Origin of the sequence: Enterobacter cloacae complex sp. OE43NF (assembly GCF_023544405.1) — a bacterium.
Taxonomy (GTDB): domain Bacteria; phylum Pseudomonadota; class Gammaproteobacteria; order Enterobacterales; family Enterobacteriaceae; genus Enterobacter; species Enterobacter cloacae.
The window spans coordinates 49,290-67,199 of the sequence record NZ_JAMJFW010000005.1; the positions used below are offsets into that span (position 1 = coordinate 49,290).

The following is a 17,910-nucleotide window of genomic DNA, read 5'->3' on the forward strand; positions in this document are numbered from 1 at the left end:
TTTATAATGCAGCGCTGTGACGACGGGATTACCAGACTTCGCTGGCGATCTGTGTGACCAGACGCACTTTGTCCCACTGCTGGGCTTCACTCAGGGTGTTGCCCTCTTCGGTGGAGGCAAAACCGCACTGCGGGCTGAGGCAGATCTGCTCTTTTGCCACGTATCTGGCCGCCTCCTCCAGGCGCGCCTTCACCCCTTCAGGGTTTTCCAGCTCGCCATTTTTGGTGGTGATCAGCCCAAGTACCACCTGCTGCTTGCCCGGGCGGACAAAGCGCAGCGGTGCGAAATCACCGCTACGGTCATTGTCGTACTCCAGGAAGAAGGCATCGACGTTCACCGTGCCGAACAGCACCTGGGCCACCGGCTCATAGCCGCCTTCGGAAATCCAGGTGGAGCGGAAGTTACCGCGACAGACATGCAGACCGATGGTCAAATCGTCTGGTTTTCCTTCCAGCGCCTTGTTCAGCACGCGGGCATAGGTACGCGCCAGCTCATCGGCATCTTCCCCGCGCTCGCGGATCTGACGACGCTGGTCATCTGAACAGAGGTAGGCCCAGACGGTATCATCCAGCTGCAGATAGCGACAGCCTGCATCATAAAATGCCCGGATGGCGTCGCGCCAGGTGGTGGCCAGATCGTCAAAATAGTCATTCAGATCCGGATAGACCGTCGCATCAATGTCTTTGCGACCGCCACGGAAGTGCAGCACGCTCGGGCTGGGAATGGTCATTTTTGGCTGCGCGTTGCCGCTGATGCTTTTCAGGTAGCGGAAATCTTCAAGCATCGGATGATCGCCAAAGCCCAGCTTGCCGGTGACGCGCACGCCGTGCGCTTTGGTCTGCACGCCGTTGAACTGAATGCCCTGCTGTGAATCGTAACGCTCAACCCCCTGCAGACCATCGAAGAAATCGAAGTGCCACCAGGCGCGACGGAACTCACCGTCGGTGACCACGTGCAGGCCGCAGGCGCACTGCTGTTCGACCACCTGGCGGATCGCGTCATCTTCCACCGCGCGAAGTTGCCCGGCATCAATCTCACCGCGGGCAAACTGCTGGCGAGCCTGTTTGATGGCATCCGGGCGTAAAAAACTGCCGACTACATCGGCGCGGTATGGGGCGTGCTGTCGCTGCATGGAAATCTCCTCTGTCTGCCGGCGATAATTGCCAGCAGTGATAATTCATCTCTTGAAGTTTTAGACTTCTGGATGTCTAAATGTCCAAAAAAGATGACATACCTGCTGTATCCCGGCAAACGAGAAAATTTCACGACAGTTGAAATTTATTCATGTTCACAACGCGGCAGCGGTTTCGCTACTGGCAAACGCGTACTGTTCGTCCTCCCAGCCAGTGATGCCGCCAATCATGATTTTCACGGGCAGTCCGAGACGCGCCAGCTTCAGCGCGGCTCTGTCCGCGCCGTTACAGTGCGGCCCCGCGCAGTACACCACGAACAGCGTATCGGCCGGCCACTGCGCCATGCGCGCCTCGGTGATCTGGCTCCAGGGCATATGTATCGCGCCGGGCACATGACGACGGGCAAACTGCTCAGGTTTCCCGACAACATGCAGCAACACAAAGTCCTGCTCGTTATTCGTCAGCGCATGGTGCACATCGGCACAGTCCGTTTCGACGCTCAGGCGACGCAGAAAATGGGTAACGGCTTCCTGCGGCTCGGCAGCCGGAAATTCAGTAACATAACTCATGATCCTTCCTCATCTTTGGCGTTTGTGTTAACACTACTCTATCCAGAAATTGATCACGTGAATGCGTCCGCTTATGCCAGAAAACAGCAAAAAGATGACAAACTTAAGACAGGTTTCCCACCCGCTGGTGGTGGTACTGGCCTATGACGGTTTGTGTACCTTTGAATTTGGCGTGGCGGTGGAAATCTTCGGATTGCCACGTCCCGAGCTGGGCGACGAATGGTATCGTTTTGCGGTGGCGGGCATTGATGACGGTGAGCTTCGGGCAACCGGTGGGATCCGCATCCTGACCGACGGGGGGCTTGATCTGCTGGAATCGGCAGACCTGATCGTTGTGCCGGGCTGGCGAGGGATGGATGCGCCTGTTCCCGCGGCGCTCTGTGAGGCCTTACGCCGGGCCAATGCGCGCGGTTGCCAGCTGCTTTCTATCTGTTCCGGGGTGTTTGTTCTGGCCGCGTCGGGTCTGCTGAACGGGCGTAAAGCCACCACCCACTGGCGCTATATTGAGGCGCTGAAAGCCCGTTATCCGGCGATCGGCGTGGTCGAGGATGTGTTGTATCAGGATGAAGGCGATATTCTGACCTCTGCAGGAAGCGCGGCAGGCATCGATCTCTGTTTGCACGTGGTGCGACGGGATTACGGTATGGAAACCGCCAACAGCGTCGCGCGCCGTCTGGTGATCCCTCCCCACCGGGATGGCTCCCAGCCGCAGCAGTTGAGTCGCCCGGTGGCACAGCTGCGGGAGAGCCAGCGTCTGGGACAGTTGTTCGACTTCCTGCACAGTCACCTGAGCATTTCTCACAGCGTGGATTCGCTGGCGCGTCGCGTCGGCATGAGCCAGCGCACCTTTCTGCGCCGCTTTCAGGCTGCCACAGGCACCACGCCTGCGCGCTGGCTGCTTAATGAACGACTCCTGCGGGCAAAAGATTATCTGGAGAGCAGCCGTCTCAGCATCGACAGCATTGCTGAACAAACCGGATTTGGACAGGCAGCGACCCTGCGTCACCATTTCCGCCAACAGTTCGCGCTTTCCCCTGCCCAGTACCGTAAACAGTTTGCCCGCCCGCCACGCTGATGGCCGGTTCGCAGGCAAAAAAAACCGCCATAATCTGGCGGTAAATGCTTGCATGGATAGATTTGTATTTTCATGTCTACGTCCCGACACTCCATGCCGGGCAGCGGATCAATAACAACCTAACATGCCTGAACTCAACAAAAGCTAAACAGAGCCATTAACCCGCTTTGGTATTAATTTGCAGGTAGCGCATCAGGCCCTGTTCCGCGCTCTGTTTTGCATCATCGTTAATCGCTTCCAGATAGAATGGACGCGAGACGCCATACGGTGCTTTATCTGCTGAGAAAACAGCAAACTGAAATGTTTTACTTTTCGACGGATTGGTACACCCTAATTCCCAACGCTCGTCATCAATTTGCTTGCTATTACACGCCACGCGTCCGTAGTCGCTGGTTAAATAAGAACCGACCCGAGCTTCCGCTGACTGAATATAATCCGGTTCGCCACTCCAGTTAACGTTCATACCTACAACAGCCCCAACGGCAACCACCAGAAGCGCTATTGACATGACTTTTTTCATTGAATCAGATCCATTCCTTTGTCAGAGAAATCTTATTATATAAGATTAATCCTTAAACCTCTGCCATATTTTGATACCAAATTTTAGGGTATGACAAAGATAATTCTTTTTTAGGAAAAATCTCACTACTCGCAAAATATATCCTGTTCGCGCAACATGACATATTCTTTGCGCTAATTTGAAAATGCCAATAATAACCCTACGAAACTACGTTCATGCTAGCGTGGCATTTTTAATGAAGGGGAAGTCCATGTTCAAAAAGGGGTTAACGCTTATGATGCTGGTCTGCGCCCTGTTTTCCGGCCAGCTGATGGCGGGACACAAAGGCCATGAATATTTGTGGGTTAAGAATGTTGATCATCAACTCCGGCACGAGGCAGACAGTGATGAATTACGCAGCGCAGCGGAGGAATCAGCAGAGGGTTTGCGCGAACATCACCTGTGGCAAAAATCGCGCAAACCGGGTACTCACTTTCGTTAATTAATTACCCTTACGTTTCGGCAGGGTTTTCATCAGTTCGTCGGGGCTCACGGAGGCAACAATACTGCCCGGTGGCGGCATTTTGAAAATATGGTTTTTCATTTTGCCAATAACGTGCATTTCACACGGACGACAATCAAATTTGAGGGTCAGCACCTCGTCGCCATTCACCAGCTGCATTGGCGTAGCTTTCCAGCTCTTAATATTGCCTTTCGCCTGTTTCGGGCAAAGATTAAAGGCAAAACGCAGACAATGTTTGGTGATCATCACCGGCACATCACCCTTCTCTTCGTGCGCCTCATAGGCAGCATCAATTAACTGCACGCCGTGGCGATGATAAAACTCGCGCGCTTTATGGTTATACACGTTCGCCAGGAACGATAAATGCGACTCGGGGTAAACGGGCGCTGGCACGGTTTCCGCCTTACGGCTGCCGCGGGGATAATTCGCCAGTCGCGCGTCATCCAGCATCTCTGCCGTTTCCCGGCGGAACTGGTTCAGCAGACTATTTGGCACGAACAGCGCATCCGGCAGATTTACCGCAATGTTGCGCGCATAGTAAATCGTCTGTCCCAGCTTCGCCACGCCATCCTTCAGGCTGTTGAGGGCTTTTTCTGCATTGTTCGCCACCTCAAACAGACCGTCGAGAGTATGCGTGACGCTGATGCCGTCTTCACAGGTCATGGTCAGGATCAACTGCTCTTCCCAGCCACCTAACTCGATATCCACCGCAATGCGACGCTCGCTGGAGGTTTTCAGCAGCGCCTGCTGCCAGTTGTGGTCAAGGTTACGGTTCAGCGCGGCGTTAGGACGTGCTTTATAGAGATCGGCAGGCATCTCGTTTGGCCAGACGCGATAGCGGTTTTCACCAGTCTTTTCCACCGTATTAGCACGGAAGCCCACGACTTCACGTTTGATCATCACGTTCAGACCATCCCCGTTCGCCAGCGGTTCGGTCACCGACACGTCGAGATAATCTTTGGCGACCTTCAGCACTTCACCCACCGGTAAACCGATAAACTTCGGTGAATCAAACGCGCCAATATCGCCTTTACGGGCATTGACGAAGTAATCCGTGCTGCCGCGGTGGAAGGTTTTATCTGTCGACGGAATAAAGAAATGCTCGGTGCGACCGGCAGACGCGCGCGCCAGGTCACCGCGATCTTCAATAATGGCGTCCAGCATCTGACGATAATGGGCGGTAATGTTCTTCACGTAGCTCATGTCTTTGTAGCGCCCTTCAATCTTGAAGGAACGCACACCGGCATCAATCAGCGCGCCCAGGTTGGCGGTTTGATCGTTGTCCTTCATGGACAGCAGGTGTTTTTCGAAGGCGACCACGCGGCCCTGATCGTCTTTCAGGGTATACGGCAGACGGCAGGCCTGAGAGCAGTCACCGCGGTTGGCGCTGCGGCCAGTCTGCGCGTGGGAGATATTGCACTGCCCGGAATACGCCACGCACAGCGCACCGTGGATAAAGAACTCAATGGTGGCATCCGTCGCCTGGTGAATATCGCGGATTTGATTCAGGTTCAGCTCGCGCGCCAGCACGATCTGGGAAAAGCCCGCATCGGAGAGAAACTTCGCCTTCTCGACGGTGCGAATATCGCACTGGGTACTGGCGTGCAGTTCAATTGGCGGAATATCCAGCTCCAGTACGCCCATGTCCTGAACAATCAGGGCATCCACGCCTGTCTGGTAAAGATCGGTGATCAGACGTTGCGCAGGCTCCAGTTCATCATCATGCAGAATGGTGTTCAGGGTCACGAACACTTTCGCCCCAAAACGGTGGGCGAACGGCACCAGCTCGGCAATATCGCTCAGGCTGTTGCTGGCGTTATGGCGGGCACCGAAGCCAGGACCGCCAATGTAGACGGCATCAGCCCCATGAAGGATCGCTTCACGGGCGATGGCGGCATCGCGGGCCGGGCTTAAAAGTTCAAGATGATGGGATTGCAGGCGCATACTTCGTCGTTATCCGTTATGGTCAAAATGGCGGCTATTGTAGTCAGAAGTATGCATCAGCGAAACAGTTTTGCGAGCCTTTAGCGGGGATAATGAATCAGGGAGTGAAAATGCACCGGTCGGCTGCTGCTGTTGCGGTAGGCATGCGGTTTATCCCCGGCAAAACGCACGCCCTGATCGGGGTAAAGGGTTCGCCATTCGCCGTCAATTTTCATCTCCAGTTCACCGCTTATCACCACCACGTGTTCAATCACCCCCGCCTCGTGCGGCGTGGATTCACTCAGGGCGCCGGGCGCCAGGATGATGGAGAAATGATCGAACTTCAGCGTCTCATCCCACGGGAACAGCGGCTTCACCACCATCGCCTGCTGCTGCGGGTCGAACACCGCCTGCCGGTCTGCCTCCGGCGTGATAAACGCCGAGAACGGGACGTTTAGCCCCGTGGCAATTTTCCACAGCGTCGACACCGTTGGGCTGGATTCATTACGTTCGATCTGTCCCAGCATGGCTTTTGACACCCCCGTCTCTTCTGCCAGCTTTGACAGGCTCCAGCCGCGCGCCTGGCGCTGCGTCTTGAGTGTTGTAGCAAGATGTTGTGTGATTTCCATGTTTCCTCCCGAGGGGGTAAGCATACCACTTGTACGCTATAACGCACAGTGCTACCTTATTGCGGACGTTATAACGCACAACGGAGATATTATGCGCCAGTCAGCCCCTCTTTTTCCCGCCATTCTTGCCGGATTTGTTGCCGTTCTGGTCGGTTATGCCAGCTCGGCCGCCATCATCTGGCAGGCTGCTGCCGCGGCAGGTGCCAGCGCACAACAGATCGCCGGCTGGATGACCGCGCTGGGGTTCGGCATGGGGATCAGTACGCTCGCCCTGTCATGGTGGTATAAAGCCCCGATGCTCACCGCCTGGTCAACCCCCGGCGCGGCGCTACTGGCTACCAGTCTGCACGGGATAACGCTTGCAGAAACCATCGGCATTTTCATTTTCGCCAATGGGCTGATCTTACTGTGCGGCCTGACCGGACTCTTCGCCCGCCTGATGAAGCTCATTCCCCATTCGCTTGCCGCCGCGATGCTGGCAGGCGTACTGCTGCGCTTTGGCCTGCAGACGTTCAGTCACCTCGACGGCCATTTTCTGCTCTGCGGCAGCATGATTGCGGCATGGCTGGTCGCCAAAGCGCTGGCGCCACGCTACGCCATTGTGGCGACTCTGATAACAGGGAGCGTGGTGGCCTGGGCGGGCGGTGACGTTGTCACAAACCGACTCACCCTTTCCCTCGTCATGCCACAGTTTATTGCACCGGCGTTTAGCCTCACCAGCCTGGTCAGTATCGGCTTGCCCTTTTTCCTCGTGACCATGGCGTCGCAAAATGCGCCCGGTGTCGCCACGATGAAAGCGTCGGGTTATCCGCTGGCGGTATCTCCGCTGATGATCGCAACCGGTGGGCTGGCGCTGCTGCTTTCGCCCTTCGGCGTCTACTCCATCTGCATTGCAGCCATTACCGCAGCCATTTGCCAGAGCCCGGATGCGCATCCGGATGCCAGTAAACGCTGGCTGGCAGCGATGGCGGCAGGCGGTTTTTACCTGCTGGCGGGCGTATTCGGGGGATCCCTTACCGGGCTGATGGCGGCCCTGCCGCCGAGCTGGATCCAGACGCTGGCAGGCCTGGCGCTGCTGGGCACCATCAGCGGGAGTTTGTATCAGGCATTGCATAACGAAACGGAGCGTGACGCGGCTATTGTCACGTTTCTGATGACCGCCAGCGGCGTGACGCTGCTCGGGATTGGCTCTGCATTCTGGGGGCTGGTGCTGGGAGGCGTGTGCTTCGCCGTTTTATCACGCCTTCGCCGCGCGTAGCTGTGAAGGCGTCATCCCCATAACGCTGCGAAAGCGGTTGCTGAAGTGGCTGGCGGAGTTAAATCCACAGGCGAGTGCAATATCCGTCAGCGGCGTCGCCGTATGCTGCACCAGCGTTTTGGCTTTCTCCATGCGGCGCTGCATCACGTACTGGTGCGGTGCCAGCCCCGTCGACTGGCGGAACATGCGGGCAAAATGGTACTCACTGAGCGCGGCCTGCGCCGCCAGTTCAGCCAGCGTGAGCGGCTGAGCAAGGTTCTCTTCGATAAAGGCCAGCACGTTGCGCAGCACAAACGGCGATAGCCCGCCGGTGACCACCGGCAGCTTCCACTGCACATTCGAATAGTTCTGCAGCAGATGGGTCAGCAGCAGCGTCGAGGCCGTGCTGAGCGTCAGCTGGTTGGCTTTTTGCTGCCAGTCACAGCCGAGCAAAAACTGACGATAGAGCGCAGTGATTTTTGCATCGCTGCCAAAGATTTTTTCATCCAGCGTCAACGACAGCGGGCGTTTGTCCCAGATTTTTTCACCCACATCGCGCAGATGGTCATCGGTGCAGTAGAGGTGGACAAACGACAGGTCATCTCGAATATCCCACGTCGATTCACTCTCTTTCGGCATCAGACAAAAACGATCCGGCCCGCCGCCGTTTTTCCAGCCGCCCGGCGTTTTTTGATAGCTCTCATAACCGTCCGCCACGTACAGGCTCAGGGTGTGATGATTGCTTTTTACGGTGATCGTGTCGCGCTTGTTGTACCACGCCGCCAGCTGGATACCGGAATTGAGCGCAACGGTTTCCCGCAGCACGGCGTTCTGTTGGCGGAGCGTTTCAAAGGTATCGTAAGCGTGTGACATAACCGTTAGCGCGTCAGTGAATCAGAATGTCAGTCTAAGAATTGTTGCTTCACGTTGCCAGACCCCGGAACAGAAAAAAGCGCAAGATTTTGCAAGTCCGCCGCAGGACGGTGAAAGCCTGTCAACGCCCTCGTCGCCATACTGTGGGTTTCCGTGGTTTGAGAAGAGAGACAACATGAACGCATTGTTATACGGACTGGTGGTGGTTATCTGGGGAACCACCTGGATTGCAATTTTCCTGCAGCAGGGTCCTGTGGCGGCCCCGGTGTCCATTTTCTGGCGTTTTGCCCTGGCCAGCGCCACGATGATGGTAGTGCTCCTGGCGCTTGGCCGCCTGCGTAAACTGGCGCTGCGGGATCATCTGTTCTGCGTACTGCAAGGATGCTGCGTGTTTTGCTTCAACTTCTGGTGCTTTTACACGGCAGCGGCGCATATTAACACTGGCCTGGAGTCGGTGATATTTTCCATGGCGGTGCTCTATAACGCCATCAACAGTTTTATTTTCTTCGGACAGCGTCCACCCGCGCGTTTCTGGACAGCCGCCGCCCTGGGTCTGGTGGGGATCATCACCCTCTTCTGGGACGATCTGCTGGCCAGCGGCTGGAGCGTATCGCTGCTGACGGGCATTGGCCTTTCCGCACTCGGGACCTACGGCTTCTCGCTGGGCAACATGATCAGCATGCGGCATCAGCGCAGAGGGCTAGAGACGATGACCACCAACGCGTGGGCGATGCTCTACGGCACGCTGGTGATGGGTTGCATCGCGCTGTTCAGAGGCGACAGCTTCGTGCCGCAATGGACGATGAGCTACATGGGGGCGCTGGTCTATCTGGCCCTGTTTGGCTCGGTGATTGCCTTTGGCGCCTACTTCACCCTGGTCGGACGCATTGGTCCGGGCAAAGCGGCCTACAGTACGCTGCTCTTCCCGCTGGTGGCGCTGTCCATCTCCACGGTGTATGAAGGCTACGTCTGGCACATTAACGGCATTATCGGGTTACTGCTGATTCTGGGCGGGAATATGGTGATGTTTACCAGACCGGAAACCTGGTTCAGACGCCTGCGTACGGCATAAAAAAACGGCCTGCGCTTGCAGGCCGTATATGATTATTTCGCTGTTTTATGCACATCAAACATGGTGGCGTCCGTCGCCATGTCATCAACAACCTGCTTCAGCGTCGCGAAGGTCATTGGTGAATTTTCGTTGTTCAGCTCTTTACCTTCACCTTTACGAACTACCTTGATTACCGGTTTGTTCGTCGCCGCATCAATCAACTCACCCTCGAAAAAGAGATGGGTATCCATGGTGCGATGGCCGGTTGCCATCTGCGTACCTGCCACCACCAGCGCAACAGGCACTACTTCATAGAACTGCAGACCTTCTTTCTGCGAGCTCACCCCGGTGATCGCCCCGCGGAAAATCAGGCTGTGTTTGCCCGGCGTCGTCACAATTGGCTTACGTTGGCCAATCGCGGTTTTCATTTTGTTATTGGTGTAATTTAACAGCTCATCAAGCGTACGTTGACCAATCTGGGTGGTCGGTTTAGGTGCCGGATAATAGGTAATCGGCGTCCAGATGATACTGTCGTAATTTGCTTCGTTATAAGAAGGATCAACCCAACGCAGGGTTGGTTTACCCGTTGCAGATGTCGTTTGCTGCAAGCCTGAGTAATCTTTCAAAAAGCCGGAGTATTGATCAGGCGCGGCGACCTTGGATGAACACCCCGCCAGCGCCAACAGACCAGAAAGCACTGCAACTTTAAAAAAAGTGTGAGTACGCATGATGGTTTTCCATGTTATCTGCAAGTATGCATTTGAAGTTATAGCAAAAGTCAGGCGGGTTTGTTGTGACAAAAAATGATGCCGGGAGCACAATTTGCGAAAAGTCTGCCCGCCATGCGACGGGCAGTGAAAAATCATGGCTTGATATCAACTTGCCAGAAGATATGTTTGCCAAACGGGTCGATTTCGTACCCCGTGACTTCCTTACGAACCGGTTCAAAAATCGTGGAGTGGGCGATCATCACCGCGGGCATCTGATCGTGCATCATCTGCTGAGCCTGCTTATACAGCGCCACGCGTTTGTCATGATCGGTTATCGATTTTGCCTCGGCGATGATGTCATCAAACGGCTTGTAGCACCATTTGGCCGAGTTTGAACCGCCGTTCGCCGAGGTGCAGGTAAAGAGCGGACCAAAGAAGTTGTCCGGATCGCCGGTCGCCGTGGTCCAGCCCATCAGCGCGGCCTGATGTTCGCCGCCCTTCACCCGCTTCAGGTACTCGCCCCATTCGTAGGTGACGATTTTGGTCTGTACGCCCACCTTCGCCCAGTCCGCCTGAATCATCTCCGCCATGCGTTTCGCATTCGGGTTATAGGGGCGCTGCACCGGCATCGCCCATAAATCGATGCTGATACCGTTGGCAAAACCGGCCTCTTTTAACAGCGCTTTGGCTTTTTCGGGATCGTATTCGTAATCCTTCAGCTCGCTGTCGGCCCCCCATACCCCCGGCGGCAGCAGGTTCTTCGCCGCCGTGCCAGTGCCGTGGAACACGGCGTCAATAATGGCCGGTTTGTTGATGGCCATCGCCAGCGCCTGGCGCACTTTCACATCATCCAGTGGAGGCTTCTGGGTATTGAACGCCAGGAAGCCGGTATTCAGCCCCGCCTTGCTCATGAGATTGATATCCTTGTTCGCCTTCATCCGCGGCAGATCGGCCGGGTTCGGGAACGGCATCACCTGACATTCGTTTTTCTCGATTTTGGCAAAACGGACCGACGCATCCGGCGTAATGGTAAACACCAGCCGATCCAGCTTCGATTTCCCCTGCCAGTAGTCCGGGAAGGCGGTGAACAGGATGCGGGAGTCTTTCTGATATTGCGCCAGCTTAAAGGGGCCGGTGCCGATGGGCTCCATGTCCACCTTCTCCGGCGTGGCCGCCTTGAGCATCGCGTCGGCATATTCCGCCGAAAGAATGGAGGCAAAATACCACGCCAGATCGGCGACAAATGGCGCTTCCGGGTGCGCCAGGGTAAATCGCACGGTATGCTCATCCACTTTATCAATCGCGGTGATTAAACTGCCAAACTCCAGACTTTCAAAGTTGGAATAGCTGCCGTTAGAGACGTTATGGTAAGGGTGATTCGCATCCTTCTGGCGCATAAACGAGAAAATCACATCATCGGCATTAAAGTCGCGCGTTGGCGTAAAGGACTTATTGCTCTGGAATTTCACCCCTTTGCGCAGATGGAAGGTATAGACCTTGCCGTCTTCGCTCACCTCCCAGCGCTCCGCGAGGCTCGGCACCAGCTCCGTGGTGCCGGGTTTGAAATCGACCAGCCGGTTATAGACCGGCACCGCGCTGGCGTCCACGCTGGTACCCGAGGTATATAACTGAGGATTAAAATTTTCCGGAGACCCTTCGGAGCAATACACCAGCGTTTTCGCGGCTACGGTGGAACTGACCGTGAGCGCGGCGAGTGCCAGGGTTAACGTTGTGAGTTTGCTTTTCATCATTTATTCCTGTCTTTTAATTCGACGGCTAATTAATTCTTTTGCCATTTCATAAATAACATTAAAGTGAGGGAGCAAACACCCGAAAAATAAATAAGGAAGAAAACACTATGGGCTCGCCGCTTTCCAGACAATTAACGCAACGCTTTTTCCGTTATCTCGCCATCACCAGCCAGAGCGATGCAAAAGTCAGCACTCTCCCTTCCACTCCGGGCCAGCATGAGATGGCGCGGGAACTGGCGAAAGAGCTGACACAGCTGGGCTTAGACGACATTGTCATCGACGAATTTGCCACGGTCACCGCGGTAAAAAAAGGCAATGTGCCCGGCGCGCCGCGGATTGGATTTATTACCCATATTGATACCGTTGACGTGGGTTTATCACCGGATATTCATCCACAAATATTAACCTTCACTGGTGAAGACCTCTGTCTGAATAAAGAGAAAGAGATCTGGCTTCGCGTCAACGAGCACCCGGAAATTCTGGCCTATCCCGGCGAAGAGATTATTTTCAGCGATGGAACCAGCGTATTAGGCGCAGATAATAAAGCCGCCGTGACTGTGGTGATGACCCTGCTGGAAAACCTGACGTCGGCGCATCAGCATGGGGATATCGTGGTTGCGTTTGTGCCGGATGAGGAGATTGGCCTGAAGGGGGCAAAAGCGCTGGATCTGAAGCGCTTCGACGTTGATTTTGCCTGGACGATTGACTGCTGCGAGCTGGGTGAAATTGTCTATGAAAACTTTAACGCGGCGGCGGCAGAAATCCGTTTTACCGGCGTCACCGCGCACCCCATGTCTGCCAAAGGCGTGCTGGTGAACCCGCTGCTGATGGCGACGGATTTCATTAACCATTTTGACCGACAGCAAACCCCGGAGTGCACACAGGGGCGTGAGGGCTATATCTGGTTTAACGGCATTCAGGCCGGGCAAAACGAGGCCGTACTGAGAGCGAATATCCGCGACTTCGATCAGGCAAGCTTTGCCGCCCGTAAGCAGCAGATTGCCGACGTCGCGGCGCTGATTGCCGCCCGACACCCCACCGCAAAGGTGGAGTACCAGATTGAGGATACCTACAGCAATATCAGCAATGCGATTGGGGAAGATCGCCGGGCCATTGACCTGATGTTTGCGGCAATGGAATCCCTTGGGATTACCCCCAAACCCACCCCGATGCGCGGCGGAACAGACGGCGCGGCGCTTTCAGCCAAAGGGTTGTTAACCCCGAACTTCTTCACCGGCGCGCACAATTTCCACTCACGGTTTGAGTTTCTGCCGCTGTCGTCGTTCGAGGCCTCTTACCACACTGCTCTACAGCTCTGTCTGCTGGCCGCCCGTTAAACGGGTTTACGCGCCAGCAGGGTCGCGAAGCGCAATTTGATGCGGTTGCCGTTCTCGTCGGTGCGATGCAGTTCGCCGGGATCTTCGTTGTACTTAAGCAGATCCCAGCCTTCGTAATAGTGGCTCAGTTCGCCAGTTTTGAATGCAAACGGGAAGCCGACGGTACAAGGATAATCCGCAGTATTCATGGCGGCCACAATCAGGTTGTAACCGCCCGGTTTCGTGCAGCGCTGCATATTGGCGATCAAACCAGGGATGGTTTTCGCTTCAAGGAACATCAGCACCACGGTGGAGAGAATGAAATCGTATTCCCCGTCAAAGCTCAGGCTGTTCAGATCTTTGATCGCCGTCTGCAGATTCGCTATGCCTTCCGCCGCTTTAATGCGTTCGATGTTATCGATGCTCATGGGGTTTTTATCCCACGCCGTCACATCGTAACCGTTAGCGGCCAGATAGAGGCTGTTGCGGCCATTGCCGCAGCCGAGATCGAGCGTTTTACCGGGCTTAACGATCTCTGCGCTGTACAGCACCTCTGAATGGGTACGGGTGAGTCCATATTTCTCGGTGAAGTAGTTTTCGTCGACAGCCATTATTGCTCCTCAGATTGCATAAGCCGTGCTTTCTCAGTGCGCACCAGAAGTTTGCCCTGTATCAGCAGGATGAATGTACGAACCAACAGCATCCCAATGATGAAGTTAGTGAAGATAAAGAGCGGCACAGCAATGGCGTGGAAAAAGCCTGACGCGCTGCTGTGCCCCAGATGCAGACCGGTGGTTGCCAGAGCCGACACGCCAAACGAGAAGCTCCAGAACGATGCGTTAAACGGCTGAGACATATACCACGGCAACAGACGCAACATAAACAGCAGTTGCAACAGGCCATAACCGAACAGCATTTTGGCAAAGGTATCGGCTTCCCCGCCGTTGACGCTAATCCAGGCGCTGCAGGCCACCAGCGCCGGGGCCAGTTGAATACCCAGCGACGTACGCAGTGCGGTGGGCAGTTCACCCGCGCTGCGAAGGCGCTGGAGAATAACCGGTTCCAGGCTGAGCCAGGAAAAGACGCCTGCGCCGAGGAAGACTAACCCTGCATCGTTAAACCCCAGCGCACCACACGCCATCGCGCTGATAAAATTGTTTGCCACCGTAGGCAGATATAATCCCGGCGTTGTCGCCTCCTGAGGATGGTTACCGCGCCATAGCCCGGCGCTTTGCCAGGCGGCATAGGCAAGCTGCACCACCACGCCCACGGCAAACAACACCAGCGAAACCGGGCGGTACCAGGGGACAAACCCAATGGCAACCAGCATCGTGGTGGCCGGAAAAAGGCTGACAAAGCTGCTCATCACCGGGTGTCGCATTTCCGCCAGCACGCTACGCGGGAAACGCACCGCGCGCGTAATAAACGCCACCGTCAGTAAAAACCAACATACCACCGCAAGGGCAACCAGCCCCTCACCCGGCCAGCGCGTAACCGGCCAGAGGGTGCTGGCGTATCGCCAGGCGAACCCCATGCCGATAATGCCAAGGACCATGCCAAAATAACCTACGGGCAGGTTAAGTACCTGCCGGGTTTCGTCATTTTTATTCATTAATTTTAAAATTTAAAATGTATTTGAAATGCCATTTTAAGGTGTTTCCGCCTCGGATGCCAGCACAACGCAAAGCTGAAAGTTTGCTACGTTTAGTGAAGACGCTCACCAGGGATAACACGATGAAAAAGTATCGGCTCAGCGATGAAACCCGGCTCTGGCACTGGAAAAACGGCGAAACGCCCCACTCGGCTACGTTAAAGCAGATTATCGCCACGACAGATTTTAATGACGTCGCCGCCGGGACGAAAGGCGGCTGGATTGAAGATGAACGCGCCTTGTCTCAGGAGGGGAACTGCTGGATCTACGACGAAAACAGCGTGGTCTTCGCCGGTGCGACCGTCTCCGGTAATGCCCGTCTGACCCTGCCGTGCGTCGTCAGCGACCATGCCCATATTAGCGGCAACAGCTGGCTGGACGGGGCAAACGTGAGCCATGGGGCGCGAATAAGTGACAACGTCACCATTCAAAACTCCACCGTACGGGGGGAATGCCATATTTTTGGTGATGCCCGGGTGCTGCATAACAGCATGATTATCGCCGCCAAAGGCTTAACCCCAGACCAGGAGCAGATCCTTAAAATCTACGACAACGCGACCGTCAGCCAGTCGCGCGTGGTGCATCAGGCGCAAATCTACGGCGAGGCCATCGTCAATTATGCCTTTATCGAGCACCGTGCCGAGGTGTTCGACAAGGCGATTCTTGAAGGGAACGATATCAATAACGTCTGGGTCTGCGACTGCGCAAAAGTGTACGGCAACGCGCGCCTGATTGCCGGATTCGACGACGATGCCATCCCTACCGTGCGTTACAGCTCCCAGGTGGCTGAGAATGCGGTGGTGGAAGGCAACTGCGTAATTAAGCACCACGTGCTGATTGGCGGTCAGGCGTGGCTACGCGGGGGGCCGATCATGATTGATGATAAGGTCGTGATTCAGGGACGGGCGCGGATCAGCGGCGACGTACTGATTGAGCACCACGTTGAAATCACCGACGATGCCGTCATTGAGGCTTTCGACGGCGACAGCATTCATCTGCGCGGCGAAAAAGTGGTTAACGGCGAGAGTCGAATCACCCGCACGCCCCTGCTGGGCGCGCTATAGGGGGAAGATACCGGGATAATTTCGGATTTTGCTGCGGTCATTGCCCCTCACCCCAGCCCTCTCCCAAAGGGAGAGGGGGCCGTCTGTGCAGGCATTATTTGTGGGGATCCCTCAGCCCACAGGGAGAGGGAATCGATCGTTAACGCATTACCCGGTCGTCAACGTAATTACGTTTGTCCGGCGCTGGCGGGAAATACTGATACAGCCAGGTTTCACTGATGGCATCGCCCTGACAACGCAGGAACAGGCGCATATCCACCGGCTCAGTCGAATCGGACGTCGGGTACCAGTCAAACAGAATGCGGTATCCGTCAAACGGCTCAACGTAGAGGATTTCCACCTGCTTCGCTTCACCGCTGGAGAGCGTGATCACCGGCTCAATCCCCTTCGGCGCGGCCGCTTTCAGATCGCCGCCGACAAAGTCGATGGCGAAGCGGCGGGCCCACACTTTCGGGTAGTGTTCACCTGGCGCCCAGCCTTCCGGGAAGCCGCCCATACCGGTACGCGTCGCGAAGACGTTGGCCAGCGGGGAACGTACCGGCGGCATGGCGCTCCAGTACAGGCGATATTTGAAGTCCAACTCATCGCCCGCTTTGACCGCTTTTTCCGGCTGCCAGAAGCAAACCACGTTATCCAGCGTTTCACCCGTGGTCGGGATCTCCATCAGGCCAACCGCACCTTTACCCCAGTCGTTACGCGGCTCCACCCACAGGCTTGGGCGTTTGTTATACCAGCCCATCACGTCCTGATAGTGGGAGAAATCCCGGTCAAGCTGCAGCAAACCAAACCCTTTCGGGTTTTTATCGACAAAGGCATTGAACTGCAATTTCTGCGGGTTGTTCAGCGGACGGCAGATCCACTCGCCGTTACCGCGCCACATGGCAAGACGGTCAGAGTCATGGATCTGCGGATGAATGGTGTCGCACATACGGCGCTCGTTATTGCCGCAGCTGAACATACTGGTCATCGGCGCGATACCGAGCTGTTTGATGTCTTTACGCGCATAGAGATGGTTTTCCACCTCCATGATCACCTGGCTCTTCTCGCAGTGGATCACGAACTTATAGGCACCGGTAATGCTTGGGCTGTCCAGCAGCGTATAGACGGTAAAGGTGGTGTCGCCCGGTTTGACGGTTTCAAACCAGAAGGCCGTAAAATCAGGAAACTCTTCCGGCGTGTCGGTAAAGGTATCCACCGCCAGACCACGCGCCGACAGGCCGTACTGGTAAGTGTCATCCACCGCACGGAAATAGCTCGCGCCGAGGAAAGAGACAATATCGCGACGCGCCAGCTCAGGCGCTTTGAAGGCGCGGAAGCCGGCAAAACCGAGGTCGCTCTGCCCTTCCAGCTGTTTGGTATCTACCCCGGTATCCCCGTAGCTGAAGAGCTCCGGGCGGAAGTGGATCTCACGCGCCTGGGAGGTCGACTGGTCCAGGGAGAACATCCGCACGCGGCGGCGGAAGCCCATCCCCATGTGGAAGAACTGCACGTCAAGCTGACGGCCTTCAATGTTGTTCCACAGGGACTGCTTTTCATCGTACCGGATGGCGTTATAGGCCTGCGGCGTCATGGTTGCCAGCGTTTCCGGCAGCGGACGCGGCGCACCACCCCACGGGGTTTTCGCCAGGTCATGGGCCATGGATTGCAGTACGGAGAAGTCAAAACGACGGCTCTGGCCATCGGCGATGTCAGAGTCAGCGGCATAGGCCGCTCTGGAGAACAGTGAAGCAAGGCCAGAAGTGCCGCTCAGGGCTGCCATTGCCAGCGAACCTTGTAAAAAACGTCTGCGATTCATGCCTGGAAAAACGTCCTTATGGTCGTGTGAATGTGTTTCGCGCTCGGCGAAATGACGGCAAGAAAGAACGCACAGCCTAAACAAAAACGGTTAAGAATCCAATTGTTGGCC

At 55.7% G+C, this 17,910-nt stretch carries 17 protein-coding genes; 6 read left to right on the forward strand and 11 right to left on the reverse strand.

Annotated features, from left to right (window positions below):
• Positions 1-28: 28 nt before the first annotated feature.
• On the reverse strand, positions 29-1,132 hold the full coding sequence (locus M8370_RS03940) for a cobalamin-independent methionine synthase II family protein (protein ID WP_013096637.1): 1,104 nt from the start codon (positions 1,130-1,132) through the stop codon (positions 29-31).
• A gap of 156 nt (positions 1,133-1,288) precedes the next feature.
• On the reverse strand, positions 1,289-1,702 hold the full coding sequence (locus M8370_RS03945; RefSeq protein WP_013096638.1) for a rhodanese-like domain-containing protein: 414 nt from the start codon (positions 1,700-1,702) through the stop codon (positions 1,289-1,291).
• A 73-nt stretch (positions 1,703-1,775) separates the two neighbouring features.
• Here M8370_RS03945 and ftrA point away from each other — a divergent pair, with 73 nt between their 5' ends.
• Positions 1,776-2,777, forward strand: coding sequence for a transcriptional regulator FtrA (gene ftrA / locus M8370_RS03950; protein ID WP_250020537.1), 1,002 nt, complete (start codon positions 1,776-1,778; stop codon positions 2,775-2,777).
• A 157-nt stretch (positions 2,778-2,934) separates the two neighbouring features.
• On the opposite strand, the gene M8370_RS03955 is transcribed toward ftrA, so the two are convergent.
• Positions 2,935-3,297 (reverse strand): hypothetical protein, encoded by a 363-nt coding sequence (locus M8370_RS03955; protein ID WP_023619540.1) that lies wholly within the window; start codon positions 3,295-3,297, stop codon positions 2,935-2,937.
• 250 nt (positions 3,298-3,547) lie between these two features.
• Here M8370_RS03955 and M8370_RS03960 point away from each other — a divergent pair, with 250 nt between their 5' ends.
• Entirely contained in the window at positions 3,548-3,778 is a 231-nt protein-coding gene (locus M8370_RS03960; protein WP_013096641.1) for a DUF2554 family protein, read from the forward strand.
• Here the strand turns inward: M8370_RS03960 and M8370_RS03965 are convergent, their stop codons facing one another.
• Both M8370_RS03965 and M8370_RS03970 read right to left on the reverse strand, forming a co-directional pair.
• Positions 3,779-5,743, reverse strand: a complete 1,965-nt coding sequence (locus tag M8370_RS03965; protein ID WP_038419401.1) for a peptidase U32 family protein — start codon at positions 5,741-5,743, stop codon at positions 3,779-3,781.
• Between the two features lie 80 nt (positions 5,744-5,823).
• Positions 5,824-6,351, reverse strand: coding sequence for a helix-turn-helix domain-containing protein (locus tag M8370_RS03970; protein WP_013096643.1), 528 nt, complete (start codon positions 6,349-6,351; stop codon positions 5,824-5,826).
• Between M8370_RS03970 and M8370_RS03975 the strand changes: the two genes are divergently transcribed.
• Positions 6,350-7,609: a benzoate/H(+) symporter BenE family transporter gene (locus M8370_RS03975; protein ID WP_284038855.1), complete on the forward strand. Its 1,260-nt coding sequence runs from the start codon at positions 6,350-6,352 to the stop codon at positions 7,607-7,609. The genes M8370_RS03970 and M8370_RS03975 overlap by 2 nt on opposite strands.
• On the opposite strand, the gene M8370_RS03980 is transcribed toward M8370_RS03975, so the two are convergent.
• Positions 7,589-8,461 carry a helix-turn-helix domain-containing protein gene (locus M8370_RS03980; protein WP_013096645.1) on the reverse strand — a complete coding sequence of 291 codons (873 nt, stop codon included), beginning with the start codon at positions 8,459-8,461 and terminating at the stop codon, positions 7,589-7,591. The genes M8370_RS03975 and M8370_RS03980 overlap by 21 nt on opposite strands.
• 175 nt (positions 8,462-8,636) lie before the next feature.
• Between M8370_RS03980 and M8370_RS03985 the strand changes: the two genes are divergently transcribed.
• Entirely contained in the window at positions 8,637-9,533 is an 897-nt protein-coding gene (locus tag M8370_RS03985) for a DMT family transporter (protein WP_045294014.1), read from the forward strand.
• A 32-nt stretch (positions 9,534-9,565) separates the two neighbouring features.
• On the opposite strand, the gene M8370_RS03990 is transcribed toward M8370_RS03985, so the two are convergent.
• Entirely contained in the window at positions 9,566-10,240 is a 675-nt protein-coding gene (locus M8370_RS03990) for a DUF3313 domain-containing protein (RefSeq protein WP_161657181.1), read from the reverse strand.
• A 134-nt stretch (positions 10,241-10,374) separates the two neighbouring features.
• Positions 10,375-11,970, reverse strand: coding sequence for an ABC transporter substrate-binding protein (locus M8370_RS03995; RefSeq protein WP_250020538.1), 1,596 nt, complete (start codon positions 11,968-11,970; stop codon positions 10,375-10,377).
• 110 nt (positions 11,971-12,080) lie between these two features.
• Here M8370_RS03995 and pepT point away from each other — a divergent pair, with 110 nt between their 5' ends.
• A complete protein-coding gene (pepT, locus tag M8370_RS04000; RefSeq protein ID WP_058684668.1) occupies positions 12,081-13,310 on the forward strand; it encodes a peptidase T in 1,230 nt (409 codons plus the stop codon).
• Here pepT and tehB read toward each other — a convergent pair.
• Both tehB and tehA read right to left on the reverse strand, forming a co-directional pair.
• Entirely contained in the window at positions 13,307-13,900 is a 594-nt protein-coding gene (tehB, locus tag M8370_RS04005; RefSeq protein WP_058684667.1) for a tellurite resistance methyltransferase TehB, read from the reverse strand. The two genes, pepT and tehB, sit on opposite strands and share 4 nt — an antisense overlap.
• Entirely contained in the window at positions 13,900-14,901 is a 1,002-nt protein-coding gene (tehA, locus tag M8370_RS04010) for a dicarboxylate transporter/tellurite-resistance protein TehA (RefSeq protein WP_250020522.1), read from the reverse strand. The genes tehB and tehA overlap by 1 nt, the downstream gene beginning before the upstream one ends.
• Positions 14,902-15,023: 122 nt before the next feature.
• On the opposite strand from tehA, the gene ydcK reads away from it, so the two are divergent.
• Positions 15,024-16,004 (forward strand): YdcK family protein, encoded by a 981-nt coding sequence (gene ydcK / locus M8370_RS04015; RefSeq protein WP_013096652.1) that lies wholly within the window; start codon positions 15,024-15,026, stop codon positions 16,002-16,004.
• A gap of 139 nt (positions 16,005-16,143) precedes the next feature.
• On the opposite strand, the gene M8370_RS04020 is transcribed toward ydcK, so the two are convergent.
• A complete protein-coding gene (locus M8370_RS04020) occupies positions 16,144-17,799 on the reverse strand; it encodes a glucan biosynthesis protein D (RefSeq protein ID WP_013096654.1) in 1,656 nt (551 codons plus the stop codon).
• Positions 17,800-17,910: the final 111 nt, after the last annotated feature.